1 pseudogene is annotated in these 349 nt (G+C 64.2%); it reads left to right on the top strand.

What is annotated here, in order from left to right:
* A pseudogene (locus EN857_RS35325) lies at positions 1 to 270 on the top strand (IS630 family transposase); the annotation flags it as partial.
* Positions 271 to 349 lie beyond the last annotated feature (79 nt).

Here is a 349-nt window from a genome sequence, read left to right as displayed (position 1 = left end):
GTTGAGAGCCGCCGGCCGGCCGCCAAGCGGTTCGGCATTTCGGTTTCGGCGGCGGTGAAGTTGTTGCAGCGTCATCGGGCGACTGGCTCGGGAGCGCCTGGCAAGATGCGTGGACATCGCAAGAGGGTTCCGGAGCGCACCGTGCTTTCATCGTGGCCCGTCCGCGTGAGACGCCGCAACTGACGCTGCATGGTCTGAAGGATGAATTGGCCCGCTCGCGGCGTCAGGGTCTTGCACAATGCGGTGTGGCAGTTCCCACGCCGTAAGGCCTGAGCTTCAAAAAAGCTGTTCGCCCTTGAGTAGGTGCGCGACTATAGTGCCCCTCGGCGCCAGCGATGGTGATCCCGGC

It is taken from the genome of Mesorhizobium sp. M4B.F.Ca.ET.214.01.1.1 (assembly GCF_004791545.1).
Classification (GTDB): domain Bacteria; phylum Pseudomonadota; class Alphaproteobacteria; order Rhizobiales; family Rhizobiaceae; genus Mesorhizobium; species Mesorhizobium abyssinicae.
The sequence above is the reverse complement of the archived record's forward strand: the minus strand, read 5'-3'. Positions and strand labels throughout refer to the sequence as shown.